This is a genomic window from Adhaeribacter aerolatus (assembly GCF_007991635.1).
Taxonomy (GTDB): Bacteria; Bacteroidota; Bacteroidia; order Cytophagales; family Hymenobacteraceae; genus Adhaeribacter; species Adhaeribacter aerolatus.
On record NZ_BJYS01000007.1, the window covers coordinates 137493 to 160506 of the forward strand.

General features: G+C 43.2%; 11 protein-coding genes. 1 reads left to right on the forward strand and 10 read right to left on the reverse strand.

All coding sequences use genetic code 11. The features are described 5' to 3' along the window. Window positions 1-44 precede the first annotated feature (44 nt). Window positions 45-818 carry an exodeoxyribonuclease III gene (gene xth / locus AAE02nite_RS07000; protein ID WP_146896358.1) on the forward strand — a complete coding sequence of 258 codons (774 nt, stop codon included), beginning with the start codon at window positions 45-47 and terminating at the stop codon, window positions 816-818. A 73-nt stretch (window positions 819-891) separates the two neighbouring features. On the opposite strand, the gene AAE02nite_RS07005 is transcribed toward xth, so the two are convergent. The 10 genes from AAE02nite_RS07005 to AAE02nite_RS07050 form a co-directional block, all read right to left on the reverse strand. Next, the gene (locus AAE02nite_RS07005) at window positions 892-3654 is read right to left on the reverse strand and encodes a PQQ-dependent sugar dehydrogenase (RefSeq protein WP_146896360.1); all 2763 of its coding nucleotides are present in this window, start codon (window positions 3652-3654) and stop codon (window positions 892-894) included. A 60-nt stretch (window positions 3655-3714) separates the two neighbouring features. Further along, entirely contained in the window at window positions 3715-5040 is a 1326-nt protein-coding gene (locus AAE02nite_RS07010; RefSeq protein WP_146896362.1) for a beta-galactosidase small subunit-related protein, read from the reverse strand. A gap of 6 nt (window positions 5041-5046) precedes the next feature. Next, the gene (locus AAE02nite_RS07015) at window positions 5047-6483 is read right to left on the reverse strand and encodes a glycoside hydrolase family 2 protein (RefSeq protein WP_146896364.1); all 1437 of its coding nucleotides are present in this window, start codon (window positions 6481-6483) and stop codon (window positions 5047-5049) included. 73 nt (window positions 6484-6556) lie between these two features. Then, a complete protein-coding gene (locus AAE02nite_RS07020; RefSeq protein WP_246150858.1) occupies window positions 6557-9694 on the reverse strand; it encodes a PQQ-dependent sugar dehydrogenase in 3138 nt (1045 codons plus the stop codon). A 126-nt stretch (window positions 9695-9820) separates the two neighbouring features. Further along, window positions 9821-11467, reverse strand: coding sequence for a purple acid phosphatase family protein (locus AAE02nite_RS07025; protein WP_218033448.1), 1647 nt, complete (start codon window positions 11465-11467; stop codon window positions 9821-9823). Between the two features lie 37 nt (window positions 11468-11504). After that, window positions 11505-13334 (reverse strand): cytochrome c peroxidase, encoded by a 1830-nt coding sequence (locus AAE02nite_RS07030; protein WP_170252539.1) that lies wholly within the window; start codon window positions 13332-13334, stop codon window positions 11505-11507. Between the two features lie 381 nt (window positions 13335-13715). After that, on the reverse strand, window positions 13716-15386 hold the full coding sequence (locus AAE02nite_RS07035; RefSeq protein WP_170252540.1) for a RagB/SusD family nutrient uptake outer membrane protein: 1671 nt from the start codon (window positions 15384-15386) through the stop codon (window positions 13716-13718). A 40-nt stretch (window positions 15387-15426) separates the two neighbouring features. After that, window positions 15427-18450 (reverse strand): SusC/RagA family TonB-linked outer membrane protein, encoded by a 3024-nt coding sequence (locus AAE02nite_RS07040; protein WP_146896374.1) that lies wholly within the window; start codon window positions 18448-18450, stop codon window positions 15427-15429. A 907-nt stretch (window positions 18451-19357) separates the two neighbouring features. After that, complete coding sequence (locus tag AAE02nite_RS07045) at window positions 19358-20956, reverse strand: purple acid phosphatase family protein (RefSeq protein WP_218033449.1); 1599 nt, start codon at window positions 20954-20956, stop codon at window positions 19358-19360. A gap of 378 nt (window positions 20957-21334) precedes the next feature. Then, a complete protein-coding gene (locus AAE02nite_RS07050) occupies window positions 21335-22981 on the reverse strand; it encodes a RagB/SusD family nutrient uptake outer membrane protein (RefSeq protein ID WP_146896377.1) in 1647 nt (548 codons plus the stop codon). Window positions 22982-23014 lie beyond the last annotated feature (33 nt).

Sequence of the window (23014 nt, forward strand, 5' to 3'; positions counted from 1 at the left end):
TAGCAGCCAAACAGAAAACGGCAATAAGCAGTAAGAAGAACTATATGAAAATTGCTACTTATAATGTGAATGGAATTAATGCCCGGCTGCCGGTACTGTTGCGCTGGTTAACGGAAACAACCCCAGATGTGGTTTGCCTGCAGGAGTTAAAAGCCCCAACAGAGAAATTTCCGTTAAATGCTATACAAGAAGTGGGGTATCAGGCAATCTGGCACGGACAAAAGAGCTGGAATGGGGTAGCTATTTTATCGCGGAACGAACAGCCAACGGAAATCCGACGCGGGCTTTCGGGCGATCCGGATGATACCCAAAGCCGGTACATCGAAGCAAAGGTAAATGGCATCCTGGTTGGTTGCCTTTATTTGCCCAACGGTAATCCTGCTCCTGGCCCCAAATTAGATTATAAAATGAGCTGGTTTACCAGACTTCAAGCTCATGCGGCAACCTTACTGGATTCTGATGTTCCTGTTGTATTAGCAGGTGATTATAATGTTATCCCCACTGAACTAGATGCATATAGGCCCGAAAGGTGGTTAGAAGATGCTTTGTTTCTGCCGGAGGTGCGCCAGGCTTACCAATCCCTGCTAGCCCAGGGATGGACAGATGCTTTACGCCAGGTACACGAAAAAGAAGCAATTTATACCTTCTGGGATTACTTCCGGGGTGCTTTTACCCGCAATGCCGGTTTACGGATCGACTATTTACTACTTAGCCCACACCTGAAACCCAGGCTTGTTTCGGCTGGGGTAGACAAGGAAGTGCGGGGTTGGGAGAAGTCAAGCGATCATGCTCCGGTCTGGGTAGAATTGACGGATTAATAAAGATAATCTGACTCATTTTACCTGCCTGCTAACAAAATAAATCTAAATTATCAATTGTAACATTACCAGATTACTGGTTTCTGGCAAGCGAAAATTCCAGCCAATCCAGGTTCACAATATTTTTAACGTGCTGCGGATTTTGCAAAACAAGGTAAATATTCTTTTTACCGGTAGTTGGTTTTATGTTACAAACTGCCAACTGCCATTTTTCCATATTTCCGGTTTCGGGCAGTGCGGTGCTGCCGATAATTTCGCCGGTTGGTGAATCCAGTCGAACCTCGGCTGTAGAACCCGGCAAAACACCAGCGTAACGAAGGCTTACTTTTCCAACACCGGTTAAATCAAGGTCTTTAAACAGCACATTGGCCCCACTCGCGGTTTCGCCCAAATACCGCTTATCGCCATCTTCCAGGCGGCCAATAACCTTTAATTTTTTTATTAAAGTATGATCTTCGGCCTGCACCCGGGGCGAACGCCAAACGTGCCATGCAGTGGCACTTAAAGGCTTCACCTCGGCTCCGCTCCTATCGGTATAAGTAGCCATTAACCGGAATATACCAGCTGTATTATTCGTAGCTGGCAGTTTAAAAGATAAAAATCCTTCGGGGGCTAATGGCAGCGGAGCGGCTTTTTGTTCAGCAAAGGTAAAAATATACTTTACCATTTCGGAAGCGGCCTGGACAGACAAACCCGGATGACTCACCATGACAAAATTACGGTTCCAGACACCGCCCCCACCTTTGATAATTTTAGCGGCCAGCCGGTCTAGGGCAGTCGCATCGCTTTTGTACCGCAGCGCAATTTCCTGATAACTCGGACCGATAGATTTTTTATCCGGAGCATGGCAGCCTTTGCAATCGCTCTGCGCCATTAATATTTTTCCCGGATGATTTCCCAATTCCGCCCCGGCAGTCGTTTCTTTATGCTGCGCTGTCAGAAAAGGGGATAAATTATCGCCGCTGGTTGAATATTCCAGGAAAACCGGCACCTGAGCTGCGTTTATGCTTTTATTTTGGGTGCTGCCATCTTCGGCATCCTTCACAAATACTTTATATTTTAATTTCTGATTGGGCCAGTAAAAAGAAGAATTCCCAAACAACTCAATCGCAATTTCGGGCTGCGTGTTTCTGGCAATAATTTCTATTTCCTCTTCAGATTTTTGCCCTTGCGTATCTGTTACGGTTAACTTAGCTCTATAAATACCAGGTTTTTCGTAAGTATAGATGGGGTTAGCTTCGGTAGCGTTAACCTGGTCAGAATTCATAAACCGCCATTCGTATTTTACCGCATCGCCTTCCAAATCCATCGTACCTTTACTGGAAAATGCTACTTCTAAAGGAACCCTGCCGGTAAGGGCCGAGGCACTCATTTTAACTACTGGCGGACGGTTTCCTTTGATATAAGTAATTCGTACCAGCTTGGCATCGGCATTCTCGCTGTACCAGCCATCGCCGTATTCCAGCACGTACAAAGTGCCATCCGGTCCAAATTCCATATCCATTGGCGAAGAAAACCCATTGTTGGGCATAAAATCTTCTATTGATTTTAAATTACCTTGTTCATCAAGTTTAACGGCTTTCACCCAATCCCGCATCCAGTCGTGAATAAATAAAGTGTTGTCGTAATAAGCCGGAAACTGATAAGGCGAATTGCTATTGGGGTTGAACCGGAAAACTGGTCCAGCCATAGCCGAACGCCCGCCGGTACCTAATGACGGAAATCGGGGATTAACGGGGCCACTATACCAAATCATGGCCGGCTGAGCCGGCGGTAATACCTGGATACCGGTATTGTAGGGCGATTTATTTACCGGCTTTTCCGGATTAAAATAGGCACCTATAGTTCCGGTGGCAAAATCATATTTTGGGTAAGCTTTGTTATCGCCTACAAAATAAGGCCAGCCAAAGTTACCCGCTTTTTTTGCTACATTTATTTCATCAAATGCTTCCGGGCCGCGGGCACTGGGAGCATTAGCATCCGGACCAACATCGCCAAAATATAAATATCCGGTTTTCTTATCGATAGATAACCGGATGGGATTACGGCCACCCATTACGTATATTTCGGGGCGGGTTTTAGGCATCCCTTTCGGGAATAAATTACCTTCCGGTATCGTATAGGTACCATCTAACGCTATCCGGATGCGCAGCACTTTACCCCGTAAATCGTTGCTGTTACCAGCTGTTCCCTGCGAATCAAAAGCCGACCGGCCGGGACGTTCATCCAGCGGCGAATAGCCATCCTGTTCTTTAGGACTAACATTATCGCCGGTGCCAATATATAGATTCCGGTCGGGGCCAAAAGCCAAACCACCACCCGAATGGCAACACTCCTGGCGCTGCGTGGGTATAGTTAAAATAACTTTCTCTGAAGTGAGCTTTTTAGCTGTTTCGTCAAAAGTAAATCGGGTTAATTTTTGTTCTGCAACCGTACCCGCCGGTGAATAATAAAGGTAAACAAATTTATTTGTGGCAAAATCTGGGTCTAAGGCAATGCCTAGCAAACCATCGTTATTCCCATAAAAAGCTTCTACCTGTCCTGCTTTTACCGGTTTATTACTGCTCGCATCAAAATAAAAAATATAACCTTTCCGCTCAATCCAGAAAGCATTACCGGCAGGTGTTATGGCTAATTCCATTGGTTCGCGCAACCCCTCGGCCAGAACGGTTTTTACAAACCGATTTTCTTCGGGGCGTTGCGCCGGCGCAACCGGCTGTTCTACTACCTGGTTAATTGAATCGGTACTAGTGGCTTTATTACTTTGTACACAAGCGGTAATTCCGGCCATCAGTAAAAAAAAGGTTAGCCAATAGGTTTGATGGACTAATTTCATTTGGGCAAATATTTTAAAGGCGTATTATAAGGAGAAAAATGCTAATTATCCGGTTTAAATTTATCTGAAATCGAACCAAAGTTCACCCTTAACCGGAGAATTATTGAGCATCGCATTTTTCTGGCTCTGTGGCCCCATTAAGGACGCTGACTGAAACTTCGTGCCAATGGGGCTGATAGCATTCAGAAAACCAATATTGCCGGCCGGAAAAGGCGGACTGGTATTATTATTGGCGGCGCCCAAAGGTTTTGCCGGCTGGAGCATTTGCAGAAATATGCCTTCGTTGGCAGCGTAAACCGTAAAAGGCGCTTCTTTGGTTTGCACCGTTACCCAATATAATTCTGCATGATATCCTTTAAATTCGGGATATTGCCAGGCTTCGCCGGTTATGGCGTTGTTATAATTTTTCTGCCATACGTTAAATTGCAAGCCGCGCAGCCGGTTTTTCCAGACGTGGTTTGGCCCACGGCCCAGCCATTTCATACCGGTAATATTTGCTTCGGGATAGTTGAAAGTAATACCCATAAAATCAGCAACCCCTTTCTGGGCATAATTGTAATCCAGTTTTACCGGTTTGCCCGGGGTAAAAGTCCATTTTACCTGAAAGCTATTTTCTTTATCACCTTCATAGATGGGTTCCAGCCAATATGTTTCTCCGTCCCGGCCCTGTTTTATTTCTTTTAATTTATGGTCTACGCCGGCTACAACCGGTCCGCCTGATAACGATATAGCAGACTTTGCATTTACCACCTGGGCTAAATTGCCGGTAGCTTTATCGAAATGATAAGTAATGCCATCAACCTTAATAATTAGCCTGTCGTTTTGTTCGGTGGCTTCTACTTTGGATGCCCTATCAATCGTTTTAATTTCCCGCGCCGCTATCTCAGCAGCCGACTTCAGGGGCCAGCTCCAGGTAAATAATTCCCGCTTATAAGGGTCATAGGCTGTCAGAAACAAGGCATCACTCTCGCGCCACGATGCAGGTAAATCCAGGTTCAACAATCCGTTCTCGCCCGGAGCAAGCGATAAAGGTTTGGGCTTTCCGGTGGCATTAACTTTATAATCGGTGGTGGTACTGCCGGCGCCCGGATAGGAAACCAGTTTCCAGGAAAAGGTGCATTGGTTTAAATTGGTAAAATCATACCGGTTCTCTACTTTCAGCTTCCCGGTAAAAGATGGGGTCAGGAATTTCTCATCCAGGTAAACCGGCGACCAGATTTCTTTTATGGTAAAATAGCTGGCTTCTTTTTCGCGATAAGGCCCCACTATACCATCGGGCGCTTTGTTGCCGTTAATATCAATTTTGCCATCTTTATCTGTTCGTTTAATACCCTCATCTGCAAATACCCACAAAAAACCGCCGGCACAGAGCGGGTGCCGAACCATCAGGTTTCAGAAATCATCGAGCCCGGCGCCGTGGCCACCGTCATACAAACCGTGCATGAACTCGGTAGGCAGCAATAATTCTTGTTCGTATAAATAAGAATTTACCAGATAATCATACGTAATATAATGTTTGGTATCATACCCATTTAAACGCTCAATCGGATGCAGTACGGTTCGTTTTTGTGGGTCGTACAGGTCAAAATCATTATCTAAAGCAAAATTCCAGCCCCGCTCGTTGCCATTGTTCCAGAAAATAATACTCGGATGATTTACATCCCGGATTACCAGTTCCTTAACCAGTTTACGGCCGACTTCCGTATCGTACTCGGCTTGCCAGCCGGTTAGCTCATTCAGTACAAATAATCCCAAAGAATCGCATAAATCCAGAAAATCCTGGTCGGGTGGGTAATGCGACATCCGGACGGCGTTCATGTTCATGTCCTTCATCAGGTTAATATCCATCCGGTTCAGTTTTTTGCTGAGTGTACGCCCCGATTCCGGCCACGCGCTATGGCGGTTTACCCCTTTCAGAATTACCTTTTGCCCGTTTACGTATAGTCCATCGCGCGGCCTGGTTTCAACCGTTCTGAATCCGAATTGCTCTGTTTTGGTATGAATAATTCCTTCCGGCCCCTTTAAGGAAATAGTTACTTTATATAAATGAGGAAACTCCGGGTTCCACAAAGCCGGTTTTTTGAATTTACTTTTTAAAACAGTTTTTTCCTGATTGGCAGCTCCCTTAGCGGCGAAAGCCGGACCAAACTTTTTACCGTTTATTTGCTGTACCTGCGCCAGAACCGTATACTGGTCGGTTAATTTATTACCAAATACTTCTACTGTAAAATTGCCATCTGCCCGAGCATCAATCGCTATCCTATCAATATTTACTTCGGGCACTATTTCTAAATAAACCGGCCGGAAAATGCCGCCCAGTGCCCAGAAATCGCCGTTTCGCTCGGCATTATTCACTGATATATTAGCAGAAGCTTTGCTAACAGTAGCCTCCAGTAAATTATCTTCATTAAATTTTATCAGGTTGGTAATATCATATTTAAAGCGGTAAAAGCCGCCCTGATGCACCGGTCCGGCCAACTGACCATTTACTTTCACTTCGGTATCGGTCATGGCACCTTCAAAAACAATAAATATCTTTTTATTTTTCCATGTATTGTCGGCTTTAAAAGTGTGTTTGTACTTACCCTGTTCTTCGGGTTTGTTTAAATCCTGCCCGTAATTATAATTACCAAAACCTTGCAGTTCCCAGTTAGAAGGCACCTGAATTTTAGACCACTTGCCGCTGTTACGGCCTTTGTCTACATAAAAATCCCAGGTTACGGTATGGTCTTTATCGGTGCCGGAAAGATAATGCTTAATGGTTTCCTGAGCGGAAGCCGGTACAGTTAGAAAACTTAAAAAAGTATAAAAAATGAAAAATCCTTTCATTAGAATTTATTGATGTAATTATTTATGAGCGGTAAATCTTCTAAAATGAGTGTTGACAACCAGAATGAATATTTTACTTAGAAGCCTGCCGGCCATTCCCATTATCAAAGTAAACCCATTCCAGGTTCAGCAGGTCGTTTCGGTTTTTCCCGTTCCGGAATACCAGGTATAAATGATGTTGTCCGTTGGCGTTCAGAATAGTGGTGCTAAAATTTTTAAAAGGTGTATTTTTGTCAAGCAATGGCACCTCTGCGGTACCAACCAGTTTTCCGTCCGGTGCATCCAGGCGAATTTCGATGCGGCTACCCGCTTGCCCGGTGCCACAGCTAAAAGTAAGTTTATCAATTGCGGTCAGATCAATATTTGTAAGTCCGATATATGCCCCATCCTGCTTTGCAGAGATAAAAGAAGAGCGGCTGCCATCCATTTGCTTTATATCAACACCCTTTAAAATATCAAAATCTTTGGCCTGCACTTTTGGGTTCCGTAGTTTAAACAGCAGATTCTCGGAAAGAGAGCCAATGGGTGGATGGCCTTTGTCGGCATAACTGGCCCGGATAACGTAAATACCCTTACCGCCATCGGCTACATGCTGGTTGGTGGTAATAGAACCTGCCAAGGGTAACGCAATATTTTGTTTGCTGCTTAAAGACAAAATATATTTCACCATTTCCATGGCTTCTTCTTTGGTGTGTTGCGGATGCGCGGCCATCATGTTTTTACCCCATTGGCCATTGCCGCCTTTAAGTACTTTCATGGTCAGGATATCCGGTGCATCGGGTACGCGGTAATAGCGTTTTGCTATTTCTGAATAACTGGGGCCGATATTTGTTTTATCCAGGTTATGGCAGGATTGGCAATCGCTGCCGGCAATTAAAGTTTTACCCCGCAGAAATTGTAAACCGCCCGTCATTTGCGGGTTAGAGGCTAATAAAGCTAAATCCCGGCTTTGATTCAGGTAATCGAACGACATAAATACCACCGAAGGATCAATGCCTTTTTGCAAAGTGCCGTCTTCTTTATCGGTTACAATAACTTTGTAATTAATTTTCTGATTATCATAATAAAAAGAGCGATTGGCACCACCTAAATCCATTACCACCTGGGGCGGCTCATTCCCTACTTTTATTTCAACATCGGTGGCGGTAGATTTCCCTTCAGAATCCGTAACAATAACGGTAGGCCGGTAAATGCCTGGTTTGGTAAAGGTATAAGTTGCCTCGCTGGTATTTGCCCCAGCAGCTACGGCTTCGTTAAACTTCCAGGAAAAGCTTAGCTTATCTTTTTTGTCGTAATCAAAAGATTGCGCCGCCGAGAAATTTACCGTCAGGGGCGCGGCTCCCAGCACTTTATCCGCCGACAGTTTGGCAATGGGCTGCCGGTTTCCTTTAGCGTAAGATATTTTTATTAAGCGCGAATCGGCGTTGTGGGCAAAATAACTGGTGCCGTATTGCAGAATATACAAAGCGCCATCCGGCCCAAACTTCATATCGATGGGTTTAAACCAGGGTTGCTCCGGCAGAAAAGGCTCAATCTTGGTTAAATTAAATTCTTTATCGAACGATACTACGTTTACCCAACTGCGGGCCCATTCGTAAATAAATAATTTACCGTTGTAATAATCCGGGAAACGGGTTTCTGCCGGATAATCGGCGGCATAATAAACCGGGCCGGCCATAGCACTGCGCGAGCCTTTACCCAGATAGGCAAATTCTTTCGATTCGCTGTAGGGGTACCATATCATGGGTTTTTGAGCCGGCGGCAATATTTTAGCGCCGGTATTATTTGGTGATAAATTTTCGGGTGCCTCAGGTTTAAATTTTGGCCCTACTTTATTAGTGGCAAAATCGAAATCAGCATAAGCAAAGCTATTCCCTACAAAATAGGGCCAGCCAAAGTTGCCGGCTTTCCGGGCCTGGTTCCATTCGTCGTAACTTTGCGGTCCCCGCTCCGAAGACACGCCACTATCGGGCCCTACATCGCCCCAGTAGACGTACCCGTTTTGCTTATCCACAGTAAACCGAAAAGCATTACGCGTTCCCATTACGTATATTTCGGGGCGGGTGCCGGGTGTGCCCGGCGGAAATAAATTTCCTTTCGGAATGGTATAAGAGCCATCCGGTTCCGGGTGAATGCGCAATATTTTACCGGTCAGGCTATTGGTGTTACCGGATGATTTTTGCGCATCAAACGGCATCCGGCCCGGACGTTCATCAATGGGCGATAGTCCGTCTGATTCTTTGGAACTCGTATTATCACCGGTTGAAATATATAAATCACCGTTCGGGCCAAATTCCAGGTGGCCGGCAGAATGGCAGCAGGTTTCGCGTTGCGTAGGAATTTCCAACACAACTTTTTCGGAGCTCATCAACAGGCTGTCGCCGATCATTTCGAAACGCGATACATGCTGTTTTGGAATATTGCCGGCTGGAGAATAATTAAAATAAATCCAATTGTTGGTTTCGAAATTGGGGTCTAAAGCTACGCCAAGCAAACCGTCTTCGTAATTACCAATAATGCTTACATCGAAATTGGCAATTACGCGAGATCGTTTTTTTACCGGATTATATAGCTTTACTTTACCGCGCCGCTCAATGTACAGGATGCGGCCATCTTTAAAAATAACCATTTCCATGGGCTCATACATGTACGTTTCAATTACCTCAGTAATAAACCGGTTTTCTTCCGGTACCCGTAAGGTGGTGGCTTTCTGGTAGTTTAATTTGCCTTCTCCCAGGATATATTTTAAGCAGGTAGCCAATATTTTTGTGGTATTTTTAGAAGTCACTTCCGGTCCGGTCTGAATAAAATTAACGCGGCCGCCATCGTATTTATCCTGGTAAGATGCCTTTGCCGATTTTAACCGCGCATCATTTAGGTTCTTGTACCACTGCCAGTTACGCACCGAATCGCTTACCGCATTAATGGCCATAAAACCACCGCCAGCCTGTATAAAGCGCTCAAAGTCGGCCTGTTGCCGGTAATCCAACACCTCTGCCGGTACAGTATTCAGGAAAATAACAGCCTGATAATTTTTTAAAGAATCTTCGGTAAAATCAGCGGCTAAAGCCGTGGTTTTAAGGGCTATTTTTTTATTTGCCCCTAATTTTTGCAGCAATTCCAAATGTGCCGATTTGGCCGCTTCCCTCCCGTCGGGCTGGGTAAATATTAATATTTTTTGCTGATTGCCCCGGAATGAAAATAAGGCCATCACGAATAATAAAAATAAACCGACTAATACAAAATATTTATAAAGCTTAATTACAGACACAGGAAATTCGAAGAAGGGCAAAAATGTTCTCATAAGTGGTTCAATTACCAGGTTTATAACAGCTCATTAAAATCGGGTAACTTTAACCTCAAATACATCGCGCACACAATTGTATTGATCTTTTACCGTATAGGTGGTTGTACCAACCGGGGGGCTTACCTGTATGCTTTTGCTGGTTTGCGGGCTATTGGTCCAGGAATATTTGCCATTAAAAGAAGCCGTTAAAGTAACCGGTTTGCCGCGTTTAACTTTTATTTTGGTCTTCTTGTTTACTTCCTTCATCATGGTAAACTGGTCTCTGATAACGCCATCAGCCGCAATCCATTTAAAATCAAGGCGGTTACCTTCTACTTCCAGCATAGATGCGCCGCCCATGGTGGCATTGGAGTAAAACATGGCATCGTGCGGGTAAGTAGCTTTGGGTGTACCTAGTTTGCCGGCTGATCCGGTTACGACATATACCGTTCCGGCGTCGTTTTTAGCATCTTTAATGTAAGGGCAAGCGTTATCGGTGCCGTTGTACAAAGCGGTTGATTGATTTAAATTATGCTCTTTCGCGTTAAATGTGGCTTCAGGCCCGAAGTGGCCCTGCATTAATTTAGACCGTTCGTACACGTGGCTGTGCCCGCAAATAATGAGGTCTACTTTATAGCGTTCCAGAATTCTGATAAAATCGGTCCTGATTTTAATTAAATCGGCTTCTTTATCGGAATCGTGGGTACCCATGGTGTAAGGCGGATGATGCCAGTAAGCCACAACCCAACCTTTATTTTTATTCGCCTCCAGGTCTCTTTTTACCCATTGCGCCTGTTCGCTCAGGGTATCGTACATTTTATAAGCACTTTTGGATTCGCGGCCGTAAGAATCCAGCGATAAAAAGTGAATATTGCCGATATCAAAAGAATAAAAGGCCGGGTTATTTGACGGAACGCCGCCCGATTCGCCGGCAATGGGCATCGAAAAATTCTGGTAATAGGCAATGTCATACCCGCGGTTTGGGACATTAACATACGGGAAATCAATATTTCCATAATCGTGGTTGCCGGGCGCCGGAAATAATGGGTATTTTTTGAGCAGGTTGTCTTTGTAAACATTAAAGAAATTAGGCTGGTATTGGGCATCGGTACCGTTTTCGTAAGAATTATCGCCCAGCAAAATCCAGGAATCCATATAATTATTGCCCAGGTATTTAACAAATTGGTCGCGGACGGTACGCTGCTGCACATTGTTGGTGCCGCAATCCCCGAATATGCCAATCCGGTATTTACCTTCTTCTCCCGGCACCGGTAACGTCATGAAATAATTGTTTTCGTCGCCCTGTAGGGTATCCGTAAAAGCGCCGATACTATAATAATATTTGGTGCGTGGCAAAAGTCCGGTCAGCTTCACCTGATGGTCGAGCACGAGGGCAGAATCGCTGGACATTTTATCTAAATTGCCGGCGGTAGTACCATAACGTACCCGGCTTCTGGATAAGGCATCGGTTCGCCAGCGTATTAACATACTGGTACTGGTAGCAGCCTGCAAATAAGGGCCGCGCAGTAAACCGGGATGGGGAAGTTTATTCCGGTACCGCATCACCCGTGGGGCCGGGGTGGTGGGTACTTCCTGGGCAAGACAATCGAGCGGCATTAAAACCGATAGAAATAATATTATCCTCAACCATTTAATATTTATTAATTCATAAGTTGCGGATACTGTAAATAGCGGCATAGGTACAAGGTTAAATAACAATAGCGTTCTTGGTTGGTTAATTTTTGAGGTTAGTTGCGGCATTTGCCGAGGCCTGTTCTTGCGCCGTGGCATCGGTAAGGGCATGCAAAAAGCTGATAATATTTTTGATTTCGGTTTCTGTCAGGTTTAAAGGTTGATCTCCTAAAGTTTGGTTTTCGATGTTCAGGCCTAAACCAGCTCCGCCCCCTTTATTATAAAAATCCATTACTTTTTCTAAGGAATCAAAAGCCCCATTGTGCATATAGGGACCGGTTGGCGCTACATTCCGGACCGTGGGCGTTTTAAAGGAGCCTTCGTAAAATTCGATAGGATACAAACCATACCGCCCCTTGTCCTGATCTACTTCGGGTTTTTCTAAATTATCGGTGCGGGTAACGCCTAAAACTTCTACTTCCGAAATCTGGTAAAAAGGAGGTAGCAAACCGTTAAATAAAGGCGCAAAATGGCAGGTGCCGCACTGCGCTTTACCCATAAATAAATTAGCACCTTTTACCTGGTCTGCGGTCAGGGCATTTTTATTGCCCTGCATGTATTTATCAAAGGGTGAATTATAGGGTTGGAGCGTGAAAATAAAGGAGGCCAAAGCTTTACTTATTTTACCCATCGTAACCAGGCTATCGGGTTCATTAGGGAAAGCTTCCGCGAACATTTTCTTATATTTTTCCTGCTGCTGCAGCCATTTTATTATTTCCCGGGGTTTACCATTCATTTCTATCGGGCTGCTGATAACTTCTTTTACCTGGTCCGCCAGGCTGGTAACCCGGCCATCCCAAAACTGTGTCTGCTGGAAACCGGCGTAGAGTAAGGTAGGAGCATTTCTTGGCACAAAGGCATGCCCGTTAAGGCCGATGCTTTTAGGTAAGCCATCGGTAAAATATTTATTTGGATTATGGCAGGTAACGCAACTGCGGGAATTATCGCCCGAAAGGGCATTTTCGGCAAATAGAGTTTTCCCTAATTTAATTACCGGTGCGGCCGCAGAAATGCGCTCGGCATTAGGAAATCCACTTATTTGTAGCGCTCCCGGATTAAATAAATGGTGGGCCTTGTAATTCAAAACCGGGGCGGTATTCAGTTCCAGGCCTTGCTCTTTCAGGTATTTATTTAATTGCACCTGCAGCGGCAATGCGTAATCGGTCAGAAAAGCCAGCCGGTCGAAGGTATCGAAATCCTGATTTTTTTTAAGATAATTTAACGTACCGTTTAAATAGAAATTTATTTTTTCAGCGGATTTGCTCTGTTTATTTAAAATAGGTTTTAAAGTATGCGCCATAACAGCCAGTGCTTCGTGCGCCTCCGCCATTCCGCTTTTTAAGAAAGGCGCATCAAAACCCGTAATAGCCAAGGTCATTACCCGCACCAATTCTAATTGCTGGCTTTCAAATAATTGCTTATCGTCCGCCTTAAAATTGTGCAGAAGAGAATTTAAATCAGTGGCCGAAGTATAAATAAATTCTGCTTGCTGCAGCAAAGCTTTTTTTTGGGCTTCTACATCGTCGGTAAATAATAGCGCTTCTATTTGCTGCAGGCCGGCCGCTTCATTAATTTCCAGCGTGGGTTCTTCAATTTCGACTTTAGCCGGCGCATTATAAGCTACGGCCGCATGTTTAAAGAAATATTCCAGAAACGCTTCTATTCTTTTATAATGTAACCGGCTGTTCTTTAAGGCATTTTTGGCCTTCTCAATAGTTTCCTGGTCCTGGTTATTTATCAGCTTAATAGCCGATTGCAGTTCGGCGGTGCTTTGGGCAAATTCCTGCGAAGCAGACCTAAAATGGCTAACGGCGCCATCAACCCCGGCAGCATTATATGGCCGGCTAACCGACCCGGCTAAGGTAAAAGACAAGCAAAAAATTACCAGATATAGGCAAGATACCTTAGGCATTACAAAGGAAGTAGCACAATCATTAATTTTAAGGAAATATAAACCATATATTTCAAATTTGAAAGGAAAAGCAATACAGAATTTTCTTTTTCTTTCAATAATATCTTTAATATTTATGATAGCTTATTAAATTCCTATATTATTCGATTCTTTAGAAAGGAATGCTAAAAAAAACTGATGAACTATTGACCTGACGTAAAATTATTAATAGTGAAGGGCATCTGCTTTTATAACTTATACCATTTGTAAGGAGTGATGCTATCAACCAAAAAAGTACAAACATAACTTTTCAATGCCCAGTTTATATGCAGATTATGCGCCAATATTGGTTACATACATTACTCAATAACCTGGATTCTGGGGCATTGGTGTAGTAAGATTAGCATCAATTATACTCTGGGGAATTGGAAAAAGAACGTCTCTGGCCGAAACTAACTGCCCGCCGTTAAAATTATGCGCTTTGGTTCTCTCCAGCCATTTATTGGTCCTCAGCAATGTCCACCTGCGATCTTCTTCCAAGAAAAGTTCTCTGGATCTTTCATTTAGAATAAAATCAATATTAATTTGATTTGCAGAAACCTCACTGGCCTTGGCCCTTCTCCTTAATATATTGATTGTTTCGGCGGCGGCGGCCGGCGAACCAAGCAGGTATTGCGCCTCGGCTTTTAGCAGGTAGGTTGCGGCTAACCGCATATAAATGGCATCGTTGTAATGAACAAAACTAGCCAAATCAGCCGGGTTTGCCCCTGGCTCCGCTTTTCTGGAATAAGGCCAATCCGGTCGGTTAGCAGTAGCCCGGGTTATATCTTTACTCCAATCCAACTTAATGGTATCTCCGTATTTATAACCCGGCGGTAATAAATCAGCCGCGAATGGAGCATTTGCTTGCGCGTCCTTAAGCGTAAAAAATTTTCTTATGGCGTAATCCGATCCCCTTTCATCTCTTTTTTCATATAAATCGATTGCCCATTTTGTTAAAGATATTCGGGCTACACCTCTGCCTCCTCTCTCGTAGGTTAGCTGTAATGGGGTTACGCCATTGATTCTAATTGAAAAATACCTGCCGTTGTGGACATGAAATAAATTACTTTCTCCGCCCCCAATTACATTAAAGGCATATTGCCAAACCCATAAGGCTTCTGTATTCCCCTCGGCCCGGTTAGCGTTGCCTTCGTAAAACATATCCATAAACGCAACACCCGGCTTGTTGGCGTTAACACCATAACGCTTTGTAATTAGCTTGTACTGAGGGGTATTTATCACCTTGTCGGCCCATAATAAAGCACTATCAGGTTTGCTAATGGTTAGGTACATTTCGGATATAAGCGTTTGCACGGCCCCTTTGGTTAACCTTCCCCGCATAGCCGGTTCCACCAGAATGTACTTTTCCGAAAATATTAAGTCTGATATAATCTGTTTCCGGACCTGAGCAACGGGGGTCCGGACCCAATCGGTTTTAATGGTTGAACCTTTGGACTCATCCAGATTGAGCGGCACATCGCCCCACCCAAAAGAGAGGTGGCGGTAGGCCCAGGCCCGGATGGCTCTTGCCTCCGCTACTACCCGGTTTTTATTTTCCATCTGGTTAGAACCACTCCCGCTGCTCCAGTTAACATCTTCATTCTCGGCCCGGTTAATAATGGTATTGGCCGCATTAACTACCCGGTAGAGCCATAAAAACGGCCTTAAGTGACTTGGCTGCACCGGATTATTAGAGGAACCCCAATCATACGCTACGCTCCAGGAACTCGTGCCGGAAGACCCATAATTAACAACCATATTATCGGTACCCACTATCCAATGTGCACCCAGATAGTCATTTAAACCGCTTCTTTCTTCTCTAACTAACGCATAAAGGCCATTTAATCCGGCTTCAAACCCTTCAAGGTTTTTATACAACGATTCTGCTGTAATGAGGTGAGGCGTTTCTTCGTCCAGGTTCTGGAACAAATCTTTGCAACCGGAAAACAGAACCAAAATGAGTAAAAATGTGGCTATATTTTTAGTTTTCATTTTCATAATTTAATTTTTCTAAGCAGTTGAAGTCACTTACTTAAAGTTGTAAATTTAGCCCAAACACCAATTCCTTTTGTAAAGGAATATTGTTCTGATCATTCAGCTCCGGATCAGTACCATTAGTCCACTTGGTAATGGTATACAAATTCCGTCCAGTCGCAAATACCCGAACGCCATTCAGTCTGATTTTTCCAATAAAGTTTTTAGGTAAATCATAAGATAGAGAAACATCCTTTATTCGGATAAAGCTGGCATTCTGGTAATAAACGCCCACCTGACCACTCATTATTTCTGCATCAGCATTATTCATAACCCAATTATTGGTTGGGTTATTTGGGGTCCACCAATCCTTAACAATGGTATTGCGCCTGATTTCATTTTGGGTACCTCTATCACTCATCAAAGTGTTTTGTTTTGTTACCCCATGAACCCCATGCACAAATACATTCAGCGTAAAATTTTTGTACGTCAACGAGTTGGTTAATCCCCATAATAGTTTGGGATCTCTTTGACCGAGAATAGTTCTGTCCCGGCCATCGAGTACGCCATCCCCATTTACATCTTTCAACTTCACAAATCCGGGCTGGGATTTCCAGGCTGCTGCTTCCGTTTCTTCTTCTTTTTGCCAGGTACCCAACCATTCGAAACCATAGTTAACCGCAATTGGCTGACCTATAAACCAGGCATTTGCCACATCATCTATTTCCTGTCCTTGTTCGTTTAATTGCCCATACAAAGAAACTATCTTGTTTTTTATATAAGATACATTGCCATTGGTGTGCCATCTGAAATTGCTGGTTTGTATATTTTTTGAATTCAGCGAGAGTTCTAAACCGGTGTTTTGGGTTTCCCCAATATTTTGCGTAATACTGGTAATTCCGTGCACGCCCGATATTGTCCGTTTTAAAAGCAGATCTGTTGTATTGGTTTTAAAGAAGTTAACATCGCCTGATAATCGGTTTTGCAGCAACCCGAAATCTAAACCCAAATTAATGGTTCTGGATGATTCCCAGCCTAAGTTTTCTTGCCCTAATACACTTGGTTCGTAACCAGCAACTGTTTCTTTGGCATCAACCATATTTAAGGTACTTAACCTCGAAATTGACTGGTATGCTCCTACGGCCTGGTTTCCATTTAAACCCCACGAGGCCCTTAATTTTAGATTACTAAAGAAATCTTTCCAGGGGAAAAAAGCTTCTTCGTTTAAATTCCACCCTACAGCAACGGATGGAAATGTACCCCATTTTGAATTGGAACCAAAGCCGGAATAACCATCCCGGCGGGCAGTTAAAGTCAACAAATACCGGCTGGCAAAGGAATAGTTCACCCGCAACATTTGGGAAATAAGATGAGTGGAATTATATAAATAATTAGGCTCAATCAGTTTAGCTTCCCTAACCGAAAAATTTGTTAGAATATCATGGGGAAATCCCTGGGCATTAATGAGGGTAGCGTTAAAAGTGTTTTTTTCGAAACTGAATACCGAGGTGGCAAAAATGTTATGCTTACCAAATTCTTTTGAATAAGATAAAATATTTTCCAGAATGGTATTATTAAAAATAGCTCTTTTGGTTTCCGATCTTCCCCGTTCCTTAAAACCGGTGGTCGAATTTCTGCCTATGTAAGTAGCGTCATCATCAAGCGTCATTCTAATACCAGAATTTAACCGGTATGATAAACCCGGAATAAAAGGAAAATTTATAAGCGCGAAATTGTTGGTTATTACCTGATAAGATTTACTCGTATTGTTCCATACCGTGTTCTCAAGCGCGTTCACATGGTCTTCGTTACCGGGCCAGGGAAAAATGGTTAAAGTTCCATCTTCATTAAAGGGGGTAGTGAGCGGATTGCCCTTTAGTATATCATCAAAGTTGGCCGGGATACCACTCTGATCGGTTAAAGATAACTGCGTACGAGTACCCACTGAAAGCCAATTAGTAAATTTAACGTCCAGGTTAATTCTGCTGGTTGCCCGCAGAAAATCATCTTTTACCGCCAATCCTCTAACATCAATTACCCCGCCTGATAAGTAATATTTAACATTTTCGGTGCTGCCAGACATTGCTATATTGTGGTCCTGGCTGGCTCCTTTTCGTAAGGCCAGATCGTACCAATCAATCCATTTGCCTGCTTCAAAATTTGCTTTTTCATATTCAGTCATGTGCTGGGGGCGGCGATCCATTTTAAATTTATAAAACTCTCCGCCATCCATTACATCGGGTAAATTAGTAAGGCCCATAATAGAATATTTTCCATTATAAGAAAATGTAGGTTTACCTTTAACTCCTTCTTTGGTCGTAATCAAAATAACGCCATTGGCCCCGCGAGAACCGTAAATAGCAGCCGATGAAGCATCTTTTAGAATCTCTATTCCCTGTATATCATTGGGATTAATATCATTTAACTGCCCGCCATAAGGAACGCCGTCCACTACAATCAGCGGATCATTATTGGCCGTGATGGAATTACGACCTCTAACCATAATGGACTGATTTGGCGAAGCTCCTGCTGAAGTTGTTTGTACGACCACCCCGGGAATAGCTCCTTGTATGGCTTGGGCAACATTTAGGTTGGGTACCATTTCTAACCTTTCTTTCGGAATGGAAGCCACGGCGCCCGTAATATCACTTTTCTTTTGGGTACCATATCCCACTACTACCACTTCTTCCAGCGCTTTCGCATCCGGCACCATCGTTACATTAAGGATGGTAGCATTCCCAACCATTACTTCTTTGGTTATAAAACCGATGTAGGAGAAAACCAAGATTCCGCCATTATCCGGTACCTCTATGGTGTAGTTGCCGGAAGCGTCTGTACTGGTACCAATTGTAGTTCCTTTAACCACTACGGTTACTCCTATCAGGGTCTCCCCCGCCTCGGAAGTTACTTTCCCCTGCACCGTTTTTGCTGCAATTCTTAATTTATTAATAAGAGGTGTACTTTTGAAAGCAGGCTGTAGCACTATACTTGGAACATGCCCTACCCCTTTGGTATAGCCGGAAACCTGGTAAAATATAGTAAAAGATAGCCACGTGAGCGCCAGTAGTATATTTTTTCTCATGATAGTAGCTTTAAGCGTTAAATTTGAAAGGGTACTGAAAAACTATCTGGCTTAATGGCTGATGATAGCAGATAAGGTAAATCGGTCTATAACTCTCAGTAAAGCACCACTTGATTGTTGATTTATAAACCCTTAAATTTTTGCAGATTAATATAATGAAAGAAAAGAAAATATATTTGTAAATGCAAGCATTTAAATACTAAATTTTATTTTAACAAAGCAAATGAAAGATAGGCTATTTTCTTTAGCTTTTACTATAATTTCAAGTGGCGATTTTTAAAAATCAACCATTTTTGTATAAGCTAATTTGGCCGATAAACTGCTTTTAGCCTAAAAAATTTAGAGCAATGTATTCGATAATTGGGGCACCGGAAAATAGTGAACCATTTCTTAAGTAATTACTGCCTTCGTAGTATCTGTGAGTCTGCTGCATAAGAGCATTTGTAGCCATTCTAGCTTCTTTTGTTTATGGAGCGAAAAAACAGGCAAATGCCCAGATATTTTTAACTCGTAAGCACGGGCTTAAAGGTCAGCATATTTAAACGAAGAAAATGAATATTTTTAAACCTGCTCTTAATGGCTATACCAGTTTATAAATACGAAAAGGACAGAACCAACCGGTATTAAATCAAAACTTATTGTTTTCATCCGGGAAGGCTCCATTGCTTATAAAATCCCTAAGCTACTAACGCTTTTTCGTATTTGCCTCCGAGGCTTTTATGAAGCAATAGATCTTTCCAAAATGATAAATAGAAATAATACTAGAGGGTTGCTAAAGCATTTAAGATGTAATTTATTCCAGATTAATAATTAAACCAGCGTATTAATATCTCAACACCGAAACTGCCCTTACCCCGAAATAATGAATAATTTCATCTACCACTTTTTAAAGCATTGATTAAGTTACCTACCTTACCGCCTTCACCTCAAAAGTATCTTTCAAATTATTAAATTCATCGGTAACGGTGTAGGTTTTGGTACCGGCAGTAGGAACAATCTGAATGCTTCTGGTCTTCTCAGTACCAGCGCTCCACTTGTAATTTTTACCCGGAAAGGATGCCTGCATGGTTAAGGGCTCTCCTCTTTTGGCCTTGATTTTTGTCTTTTTATTTACGTTTTTCATCATCGTAAACTGGTCCCGGATTACACCGTCGGCGCAAATCCATTTAAAATCCAGCCGGTTACCTTCTACCTCCAGAATAGCGGAGCCACCAATGGTTGAATTGGCAAAAGGCATGGCATCGTGCGGAAAAGAAGGTTTCATCCGGCCCACACTCGCCACCGAACCCGTCATTACATAAACAATTCCTTTGTCATTTTTATCATCTTTCAGATAAGGACCGGAATTATTACTACCATCGTACTTACCGGACGATTGACTTAGATTGTATTTCGCCGCATTAAAAGTTGGCTCCATGCCGTAATGGCCCATCATCATCCGGGAACGTTCGTAATTATGGCTGTGCCCGCAAATAATCAAATCTACCCCGGCGCGCTCCAGAATCTGAATAAAGTTTTCCCTGATCTTTACTAATTCGGTTTCTGTATCGGAATTATGAGAGCCCATGGTGTACGGCGGGTGGTGCCAGTAAGCCACTACCCAACCTTTGTTTTTATTCGCAGCCAAATCTTTTTTAATCCATTGCACCTGCGGACCCAAGGTATCGGATAACCGGTATTTATTTTCTTCCATACCATAAGAGTCTAAAGCCAGAAAGTGAATATTTCCGACATCATAAGAATAATACGCCTGGTTATTAGAAGCCACGCCACCAGATTCGCCTTCTGTCGGCATCGAGAAATTGGAATAATAGGATATCTCGTGGGTTCTCTGGGCCACCGCGTTGGTAAATTCAATATCGTGGTAATCGTGGTTGCCGGGTACCGGAAACAGTGGGTATTTTTTGAGTAAATTATCTTTATGAATATTAAAAAAGTTGGTCTGGTACTGGGCATCCTCACCATCCGGGTAAGCATTATCACCCAACAACATCCAGGAGGTTAAGGTATTGTTGCCCAAATATTTAATAAACTGGTCTCTTACACTTCTATGCAATACTGAGTTCTGGCCGCAATCGCCGAAAATACCAATTTTATATTTGCCTTCTTCTCCGGCCGGGGGCAGGGTAACAAAAAAATTGTCCGCACCGCGTTGTAAGGTATCTTGTAAACTGCCGATGGAATAATAATATTTGGTGTTGGGCATAAGGCCGGTAAGTTTAATAATGTGTTCGGTTTTGAGTTTCGTATCGTCAGCCGTCAGGTTCAGGTTTTCTGCCGTGGCTCCGTAGCGTACCCGACTTCTCGACAGTGCATCGGTACGCCAGCGAATTACCATACTATTGGTAGTGGCCACCTGCAAATAAGGGCCGCGGATTAAAGCCGGCAAGGTTCCTCTGGATTTGGTAGATAAAACCTTCTTGGGTTTTACCAGCTCGGTTTCTTGTGAGAATACTACTAAGGGTACGTAAAGGAGTAAGAGAAAAGTAAAAAAGTGCTTCATCATAAAATTATCAGGAGGTAAAAATTATAATTTAATAAAATTGTGTATAAAAATTATTTACATGATTATTTAATACTGAATTCAGATATCAAACCCTTATATGCTTTGTTTTTCAGCCATTTGTAAGATTTTAAGACGTATACCTTAACCTGCTTGTTAAAAAGGACGGGATATATTATCCCGTTCGGAAAGGTACACTCATCTTTATTTTTGTTCTGAATTAACAGGTTTTATTGGTTTACAAAGAGCTAAAGGATTATTACAAATCTGCCGCCAGATGCTACCAAGTGATAAATGAAAAGATTAGGTTTTGAATAAACCTGGTAAATCCTCCTCAGCCAAGCGGGTAAGTAACCTCCGCATCTTTGGGTTCTAAGTTTTTTAATTCCAGCCGGGGTTTTGTGTCATTTTTTTGGCCAGGTTGGAATCAATAACATCCTGCGGAATAGGAAAAAGGACATCACGTTCGGCCACCATTTCTCCGCCAAAAAAGTTGTATTTCTTTGTTCGCTCCAGCCATTTATTTGTTCGCAATAAGGTATATCTGCGATCTTCTTCGGTTATTAATTCCCGGGAACGCTCATCCAGAATAAAATCGATTGTTACATCGGCCCCAGTTATAGGCTTTGCTTTAGATCTTTGCCGTATTATATTTAGGGTAGTTGCCGCCGCCGCCGCATTACCCATTTTAAACTGGGCTTCTGCTTTGAGCAGATAAGTGTCTGCCAGCCTTAAATAAATTAAATCGTGCCAACTGAAATCTGCCGCTAAATTTTGGGGGTCACTGCCTTCACCTTTTCTGGAATAAGGCCAGTCTGGTAAACTATTGTGGGTGGCCGAAATTGGTTTAGACCAATTGGTCCATAAAGTATCGCCATAACTATAACCCGAAGGTAAAATATCGGCGGCGTAAGGCGCATTGGCTGCTGCATTGTTCAGAATAAAATATTTTCTTAAAATATAATTTGCCGCTCTATCATCCTGGGGTTCAAAGCTATCTACAAACCATTTGGTAACCGCAAAATAAGACTTGCCTCTGCCGCCCCGCTCATAAGTATATTGCAGCGGTCTTTTACCATTAATAACCCATAAATTGTAATTGCCGGTAACAGCCCGACTCATCTCGTTTCCCTGCTCATCGATACTATTTAAGTTAAACTGAAAAACCCACAGGGCTTCGGTATTTCCCTGATTACGGTTCTGGTTTCCTTCTTTAAACATATCGCCGTAAGGGCTGCCTAATGGATTGCTTTTTTGAACCCCATACCGTTGGGTAACCAGTTTATAGGCCGGGTTGGTAATTACCTGATCTGCCCAATAAAGGGCACTATCGGGTTTATTTAGGGTAAGATACATCTCGGCCATAAAAGTCTGAACTGCGCCTTTGGTAATTCGGCCGGGCAAGGAGCCCTCCGTAGGAATGTGTTGCTGCGCAAACTTGTAATCCGAGATTATTTGCTTTCTGACGTCAGCTACCGGCGCCCGCTCCCAGTCGGACCGGATGGTGGAACCTGTGTATTCCGTAAGACTAAGCGGAACATCGCCCCAACCATAAGTAAGGCCCCGGTAGGCCCATCCCCGAATAGCTTTTGCTTCGGCAATTACCCGGTTTTTATTTACTTCGGGCGTACCACTGCCGCCTACCCAGTCAACTTCCTTATTTTCGGCCCGGGTTATAATAGTGTTGGCGGCATTGATGGTTTCGTAATACCAGGCAAACACCTCTAATAAATCATCATCGGCCGGACTATTTGTGGCTTTCCAGGCATAGTAAATATTACTACGTTTATAGTTACTGGTCATGTTATCTACGCCATTCAGGGCATACTCTATTTTTTCGGATTGCCACCGGCCATGCCGGGCTAAATTATACAAGCCGTTCAGGCCTGCTTCAAAACCGGCCAGGTTGGTATATAAAGTTTCGCCGGACAAAAGATTGGGCGGGTTTTCTTCCAGAATATCTTTGGAACATCCAAACAGGAACAGTACTAGAAGACCAGCTTTTATATATTTTAATGAAATTTTCATGGTAATTAATATTAAATATTCTTACTCCTATTT

Coding starts and splice junctions, on each gene's coding strand:
- AAE02nite_RS07005 (WP_146896360.1), bottom strand. CDS start 3,654: ATGAAATTAGTCCATCAAACCTATTGGCTAACCTTTTTTTTACTGATG.
- AAE02nite_RS07025 (WP_218033448.1), bottom strand. CDS start 11,467: ATGCCGCTATTTACAGTATCCGCAACTTATGAATTAATAAATATTAAA.
- AAE02nite_RS07040 (WP_146896374.1), bottom strand. CDS start 18,450: ATGAGAAAAAATATACTACTGGCGCTCACGTGGCTATCTTTTACTATA.
- AAE02nite_RS07010 (WP_146896362.1), bottom strand. CDS start 5,040: ATGGTTCGGCACCCGCTCTGTGCCGGCGGTTTTTTGTGGGTATTTGCA.
- xth (WP_146896358.1), top strand. CDS start 45: ATGAAAATTGCTACTTATAATGTGAATGGAATTAATGCCCGGCTGCCG.
- AAE02nite_RS07035 (WP_170252540.1), bottom strand. CDS start 15,386: ATGAAAACTAAAAATATAGCCACATTTTTACTCATTTTGGTTCTGTTT.
- AAE02nite_RS07020 (WP_246150858.1), bottom strand. CDS start 9,694: ATGGCCTTATTTTCATTCCGGGGCAATCAGCAAAAAATATTAATATTT.
- AAE02nite_RS07050 (WP_146896377.1), bottom strand. CDS start 22,981: ATGAAAATTTCATTAAAATATATAAAAGCTGGTCTTCTAGTACTGTTC.
- AAE02nite_RS07045 (WP_218033449.1), bottom strand. CDS start 20,956: ATGATGAAGCACTTTTTTACTTTTCTCTTACTCCTTTACGTACCCTTA.
- AAE02nite_RS07015 (WP_146896364.1), bottom strand. CDS start 6,483: ATGAAAGGATTTTTCATTTTTTATACTTTTTTAAGTTTTCTAACTGTA.